Genomic DNA, 6292 nt, shown 5'->3' on the forward strand with positions numbered 1-6292 from the left:
CGCGCTGCGCGGCCTCGGCTGCGTGGTGCTTTGTGGCGGTCGGGGGCGCGCCACCGATCTTGCGTCACGTCGCCCGGGGCGTTCCGATCTCGTAGACGACGAGATTGCGGTCGGTGATGCCGAGCGTCGGCCAGGCGGCGCGCCAGGCCTTGATGTGATCGGAGGAAAAATGCGCGTCGAGCGATGCCTGGTCGCGCCAGATCTCCTTCACATGGATGCGTCCGGGGATCAGCACGTCCTCGGCGTAGGAATATTCCACGCAGCCGAATTCCGCGCGGCTCCCCATGATCATGCGCTCCATGACGGGCCTCGCTTCGGCCAGTTTTTCGGGCGGCAGGCGGACGGTGCCGACAATCAGAAGCATCGTTTCACTCCAACAAAGAGGGCGGGTAACGGCGCGCGTTTTATGCGGGTGCGCCGAGATAGGAGAGGGTGGCGGTGACGAGGAAGACGATCCAGGCCGGGTGTCGGCCCCTCGTGCCGATCAGCCAGAAGACCGCGCACAGGGTGAGGAAAGTCGCGATGGCGACCGCGAGGCCGGCAAGGCTGCGATCGGGCCTTGCCATCCAGAAAAACAGTGCTGCCAGCCCCCAGCCGAAAAGCGTCGCCAGATGCCAGGTGCTGCGCAGGGCGGCAAGATGGCGCCGCCCGAGCAGTTTCGAGCCGTCGCTCTGTGTTGCCTGAACAGCGAGACTGCGGAAGATCAACATTTCGCCCAACACGCTATGCGCAAGTCCGAGAAGAACGGCTGCTGCTGCTGCCGCGAGAAAATACACGTTCATCGATCGTCCCCCAAAGAAATCCCGTCGTGTAGCGACACCCGGCGTCAGGACATACAGCGTCACCGGTTGCGTCCATTGTCGCGGCCTGATTGCAGCGTAGACGAAATCGACGCCGGCGCGTTGGAGAAACTGCGCGTCGCGGCGGGAAACCGGATGTTGAAACCTCCGATACCCCAGATTCCCTTAGGCCGCCGAAATCTCTAGACTTGGCGCATGACCGAATCACAGACCCTCATCCTCGGCTGCGCCGGAAAATCCCTCACCCGTGAGGAAAAGACCTTCTATCGGGGCGAAAGCCCGTGGGGGTTCATTCTCTTTGCCCGCAACATCGCCGAGCCGGAGCAGATCCGCGACCTCGTCGCCGAGATGCGCGACTGCGTCGGTCGTCCGGGCGCGCCGGTCTTCATCGACCAGGAGGGCGGGCGCGTGCAGCGGCTGAGGCCGCCGCTGGCGCCGAATTATCCCGCCGGCGGCGCGCTCGGCACGCTCTACCGCGACAATGAGGACGCCGGCCTGCGCGCGGCGTGGCTGCACGCCCGGCTGCACGCCTTCGACCTTCTGCGCTACGGCATCACCGCCGACTGCCTGCCCGTGCTCGACGTGCCGGTGGAGGGCGCCAGCGACGTCATCGGTGCGCGCGCCTATGACAAGGAACCGTCCATCGTCGCAGCCCTCGGCCGCGCTTCCGCCGAGGGGCTGATGGCCGGCGGCGTCATTCCGGTGATGAAGCACATTCCCGGCCACGGCCGCGCCTCCGCCGACACGCATTTCGAATTGCCGACGGTGACGACGTCGCTGAAGGAGTTGCGCAAGCATGATTTCGCCCCATTCCAGGCGCTGAACGACCTGCCGATGGCAATGACCGCGCATGTCATCTTCAGCGCGGTCGATCCGAACAATCCCGCGACCACGTCCGGCAAGGTGGTCGAGGAGATCATCCGCGGCGAGATCGGTTTCGACGGGCTCCTGGTGTCGGACGACACCTCGATGAAGGCACTTTCTGGGGATTTCCAGACAAAGGCGGCCTCGATCCTTGCGGCGGGCGTCGATCTGGTCCTTCACTGCAACGGCGTCATGGAAGAAATGGCCGCCGTCGCCTCGCGGGCCAAACCGCTCGTAGGCAAGGCGCTGGAACGGGCCAACCGGGCACTTGCCTCGGTCAAGGGCCATGACGGCAAGGACGAGGCGGCACTGCGCGCCGAATTCGCGGAATATTTCGAGGCGGTCGCGTAACCGCATGGAGTGAGAAAAGAGGCAAGGTGGCTGAGTTAGCGGAGAAAAAGCCCGGCAAGGCCGCGCCGATGGACCGCCTCTGGGCCGAGGGTGACGACGAGCGCGTCACCGGCGACCCCGAACTGGTCGTCGATGTGGACGGTTTCGAAGGCCCGCTCGATCTGCTTCTCCATCTCGCCCGCAACCAGAAGGTCGATCTCGCCCGCATCTCGATCCTGGCGCTGGCCGAGCAATATCTGGCCTTCGTCGAGAAGGTGAGGGCGCTGCGGCTCGAACTCGCCGCCGACTATCTGGTGATGGCGGCGTGGCTCGCCTTCCTGAAATCCAAGCTCCTCATCCCCAAGCAGCCCGGCGAAGAGGGCGAGAGCGGCGAGGAACTGGCGGCGGTGCTGCAGTTCCGTCTGCGCCGGCTGGAAGCGATGCGCGATGCCGCCGCGCGCCTCGTCAACCGCAACCGGCTCGGCCGCGACGTCTTCCAGCGCGGCCTGCCGGAAATGGTCATCGTCGAGAAGCGCAACGAATATTCGGCGACGCTCTACGATCTGCTTACCGCCTATGCCCAGCAGCGCCAGCGCGAGGCGATCTCCACCGTGCGCATCGCCAAGCGTGGCGTGTGGTCGCTGAAGGAAGCGCGCACGATCCTTGCCCGGTTGCTCGGCACGTCGGCGGACTGGACCGCGCTCGACTGTTTCCTGATCGAATATCTGGCGAGCCCGGCCGAAAAGCGCACGGCGATGGCGTCGTCCTTCGCGGCGACGCTGGAACTGGTGCGCGAAGGCAGCATGGAAATGCGCCAGGACGAGGTGTTCGCGCCGCTCTACCTGCGCGGACGCCAGCGCGCCAAAGCAGTCGAGGTCGCGCAATGAGCGAAAGCCGCAACGCTTCGGTCATTCCCTTCAAAGATGGGCCCTTCAAGGCGGATGACGAGGACGACGCCCTGGCTCAGAACCCGGCCGAGCGGCTGCATCTGGCCGAAGCCGCGCGCATGGCCGAGGCCATCGTCTTCGCCAGCGCCGAGCCGGTCAGCGAGAAGCAGCTCGCCCAGCGCCTGCCGGACGGCGTCAACATCGCCGCCGCCATGGCCGAACTGCAGGACATCTATTCGCGGCGCGGCGTCAATCTGGTGCGCATCGGCGATTGCTGGGCCTTCCGCACCGCCGGCGATCTCGCCTTCCTGATGAGCCGCGACACGGTGCAGCAGAAGAAGCTGTCGCGCGCCGCGCTCGAAGTTCTGGCGATCATCGCCTACCACCAGCCGGTCACCCGCGCCGAGATCGAGGATATCCGCGGCGTCGAGACCTCGAAGGGCACGCTGGACACGCTTCTGGAGACGGAATGGGTGAGGATGCGCGGCCGCCGCAAGACGCCGGGCCGCCCGGTGACCTACGGCACCACGGACCGTTTCCTCGACCATTTCGCGCTGGAGGAAATCCGCGACCTGCCGGGCATGGAGGAGCTGAAGGGCGCCGGCCTGTTGTCGACCCGCATGCCCGCCAATTTCTCGATACCGCTGCCGCCGGCCGATCCCGACGAGCTGACCGAGGACGAGGATCCGCTGACCGATATCGACCTCGAGGAGCTCGGTCTTTTGACGCCGCGCGTCACGGAAGAGTGATTGGCGCGGTCGTCGAAACCGGTCCATGCGCTGATTGGTAGCGGCAATATTGCCGAAAAGAGCCTGACAATAAGCAGGACATGATAAAACCTGTCGTGGTTCCGTTTGAAACCGGCTGCGAAAACGCATAGATCAGCGGCAGGGAAATCAAATCAAGAGAGATAAACAATGGGTTCGTTTTCGATTTGGCACTGGCTGATCGTTCTGGTCATCGTGCTGCTGGTGTTTGGCCGCGGCAAGATTCCGGAGCTGATGGGCGACATGGCCAAGGGCATCAAGAGCTTCAAGAAGGGCATGGCCGACGATGAGACGGACGATGCCCGCACGGTGGAGCACCGCTCCGACGAGACCGTTTCGACCATGAAGGAAAAGGCCGGCAAGAGCTGAGCCTTTCCGTTCGTCGAAGCCTTTAGCAGCGTTAGTCGGAAGCCATAGCCATGTTCGAGGTCGGCTGGAGCGAGATGCTGGTGATCGCGATCGTGATGATCGTGGTCGTCGGCCCCAAGGATTTGCCTGCCATGTTGCGCACCTTTGGCCGCACCACAGCCAAGCTGCGCGCCATGGCTGCCGATTTCCAGAAGCAGTTCAACGAGGCGCTGAAGGAAGCCGAGCTTGACGAGGTCAAGAAGTCGGTCGACGAGTTGCGCAGCCTCAACCCGGCCGCCGAGATCCGCAAGCAGCTCAATCCTTTCGAGCAGGCGGCGGCGGATGTGCGTGCCGGCGTCGACGATATGATGAAGCCGAAGCCGGCGCCGGACCCGCAGACACCGGCGTCGAGCGAGCCGCAACCCGCCGATCCGCTGAAGAACGGCGCCACGGTTCTGCCCGGCGTCGACGGTCCGCAGGCGATGCCGGCTCAGCCCGTCATTGCCGCCGCTGAAGCGGGCACCGCCCGGGCCAAGACGACGCGCCGCAAGACAGAAGCTGTTGAGGCGGTTGCCAAGGCTCCAGCCAAGGCCGCGGCGAAGCCGGCCGCCAAGGCGACGGCGACGAAAGCCGCGTCGGCGAAACCCGTAGCCGCCAAGGCCGCTGCCCCGGCGACGAAGCCGGCTGCTGCAAAGGCGCCTGCAACGAAGCCGGCCGCCACCAAGCCTGCCAAGACAACTGCGAAATCGGCTGCCAAGGCGGTCAAACCTGCCAAGCCCGAAGCTTCGGCGCCAGCGAAGAAGACGGCGAGGACCGCCAAGTGAGCGTTTCGGAACGGGAAGAAATCGAGAAATCCAGCGCGCCGTTGATCGAACATCTGGTCGAACTGCGCCGCCGGCTGATCTGGTCGATCGCCGGCTTCTTCGTGGCCTTCCTGGTCTGTTTCTTCTTCGCCAAGAAGCTGTTCAACCTGCTCGTCGTCCCGTTCAAATGGGCGACGCAATGGGCCGGCCTCGATCCGCACAAGGTCGAGCTGATCTACACCGCGCCGCAGGAGTTCTTCTTCACGCAGGTGAAGCTCGCCATGTTCGGCGGCATGGTCATCGCCTTTCCGCTGATCGCCACGCAGATCTACAAATTCATCGCGCCCGGTCTCTACAAGAACGAGCGCGCCGCTTTCCTGCCGTTCCTCATCGCCTCGCCGATCCTGTTCCTGATGGGCGCGGCGCTGGTCTATTTCTTCTTCACGCCCATGGTGATGTGGTTCTTCCTGGCCATGCAGCAGACGGGAACCGACAACCAGGTGCAGATTTCGCTGCTGCCCAAGGTTTCGGAATATCTCAGCCTCATCATGACGCTGATCTTCTCCTTCGGCCTGGTCTTCCAGCTTCCGGTGGTGACCAGCCTGATGACCCGCGTCGGCATGTTGTCGTCGCAGGGGCTGGTCGACAAACGCCGCTGGGCGATCGTCATCGCCTTCGTCGTTGCTGCCATCCTGACGCCGCCCGACCCGATGAGCCAGATCGGCCTCGCGCTGCCCACCATCATCCTCTACGAGGTGGCGATCTGGACCTCGCGCATGATCGAGAAGAACCAGGCCCGCGAGAAGCTTGAGCGCGAGAAGGCCGAGGCGACGACGGAAACGGAAAAGTCCGGCGAGGCGGGTTCCTAGGAATTGTTGACCCTGCGGCTTGGGTGTGATTCCGAGCCGTAGCGTTCCGCTTCTCCGGCGGTTCTGAACCGCCGCTGCCGCCACGAATGTTCCGGCATGGATTCCCGACACGCTCCGCTCCCTGCGGTCGCTCACGCGGCCGGGAATGACGGATGTCCGTGAGCGCTTTCGCCAATCGCAGCGGTTTCAGAAGGGCGTCGTTTCGTTGGCATGGAGCACTGGCTGCTGTCGCAGCGACACCGATGCAACGCCGGGCATGGACAATTGGCGAGACCGTCCATGCATCTCGTCATTCCCGACCGCGTGAGCGAGGAACGAGCGGGGCGTGTTGGGAATCCATGCCGGAACGCTGACGCGTCGGCGCGGTGCAGGATGTGGATAGAAGGGGTGGTGGTAGGCGCGAACCCAAAGAAAGAACCGTTTCCCTCCAATCCCTTGCCGAAAACCACGCGAAAATCGTTCGCGGATTTGTCCACGTCCTCGCGGCACACGCCACAATCGGCCCATCGCCCTCACGGGAACCTGGTGCGCACCGGGTATCAGGGAGGGCGCCGGTGCCGGACTGGCAGCGCTAACGGTGGCGGTGTCTGGTGACGAGCCCTAAGTCCGGGCCCTGGAAAAACC

Annotated in this window: 8 protein-coding genes; 6 read left to right on the forward strand and 2 right to left on the reverse strand. The window is 64.3% G+C overall.

Annotated elements, in window-relative coordinates; genetic code table 11:
• Positions 1 to 64 precede the first annotated feature (64 nt).
• Both AB4136_RS30980 and AB4136_RS30985 read right to left on the reverse strand, forming a co-directional pair.
• Positions 65 to 364: a putative quinol monooxygenase gene (locus tag AB4136_RS30980; RefSeq protein ID WP_024926349.1), complete on the reverse strand. Its 300-nt coding sequence runs from the start codon at positions 362 to 364 to the stop codon at positions 65 to 67.
• 40 nt (positions 365 to 404) lie between these two features.
• Positions 405 to 782: a hypothetical protein gene (locus AB4136_RS30985; RefSeq protein WP_024926350.1), complete on the reverse strand. Its 378-nt coding sequence runs from the start codon at positions 780 to 782 to the stop codon at positions 405 to 407.
• A 213-nt stretch (positions 783 to 995) separates the two neighbouring features.
• Between AB4136_RS30985 and nagZ the strand changes: the two genes are divergently transcribed.
• The 6 genes from nagZ to tatC all read left to right on the forward strand — a co-directional run bounded on the left by nagZ (position 996) and on the right by tatC (position 5668).
• Positions 996 to 2015 (forward strand): beta-N-acetylhexosaminidase, encoded by a 1020-nt coding sequence (gene nagZ, locus AB4136_RS30990; RefSeq protein WP_137900584.1) that lies wholly within the window; start codon positions 996 to 998, stop codon positions 2013 to 2015.
• Positions 2016 to 2083: 68 nt separating this feature from the next.
• Positions 2084 to 2881: a segregation and condensation protein A gene (locus AB4136_RS30995; RefSeq protein ID WP_024926352.1), complete on the forward strand. Its 798-nt coding sequence runs from the start codon at positions 2084 to 2086 to the stop codon at positions 2879 to 2881.
• Complete coding sequence (gene scpB, locus AB4136_RS31000) at positions 2878 to 3630, forward strand: SMC-Scp complex subunit ScpB (RefSeq protein WP_024926353.1); 753 nt, start codon at positions 2878 to 2880, stop codon at positions 3628 to 3630. Before AB4136_RS30995 ends, scpB begins: the two co-directional genes overlap by 4 nt.
• A gap of 168 nt (positions 3631 to 3798) precedes the next feature.
• Positions 3799 to 4017 (forward strand): twin-arginine translocase TatA/TatE family subunit, encoded by a 219-nt coding sequence (locus tag AB4136_RS31005; protein ID WP_024926354.1) that lies wholly within the window; start codon positions 3799 to 3801, stop codon positions 4015 to 4017.
• Between the two features lie 50 nt (positions 4018 to 4067).
• Positions 4068 to 4820, forward strand: a complete 753-nt coding sequence (gene tatB, locus AB4136_RS31010; RefSeq protein ID WP_024926355.1) for a Sec-independent protein translocase protein TatB — start codon at positions 4068 to 4070, stop codon at positions 4818 to 4820.
• Entirely contained in the window at positions 4817 to 5668 is an 852-nt protein-coding gene (gene tatC, locus AB4136_RS31015; RefSeq protein WP_024926356.1) for a twin-arginine translocase subunit TatC, read from the forward strand. Before tatB ends, tatC begins: the two co-directional genes overlap by 4 nt.
• Positions 5669 to 6292: the final 624 nt, after the last annotated feature.

This window comes from Mesorhizobium sp. 2RAF21 (assembly GCF_052115345.1).
GTDB lineage: Bacteria > Pseudomonadota > Alphaproteobacteria > Rhizobiales > Rhizobiaceae > Mesorhizobium > Mesorhizobium terrae.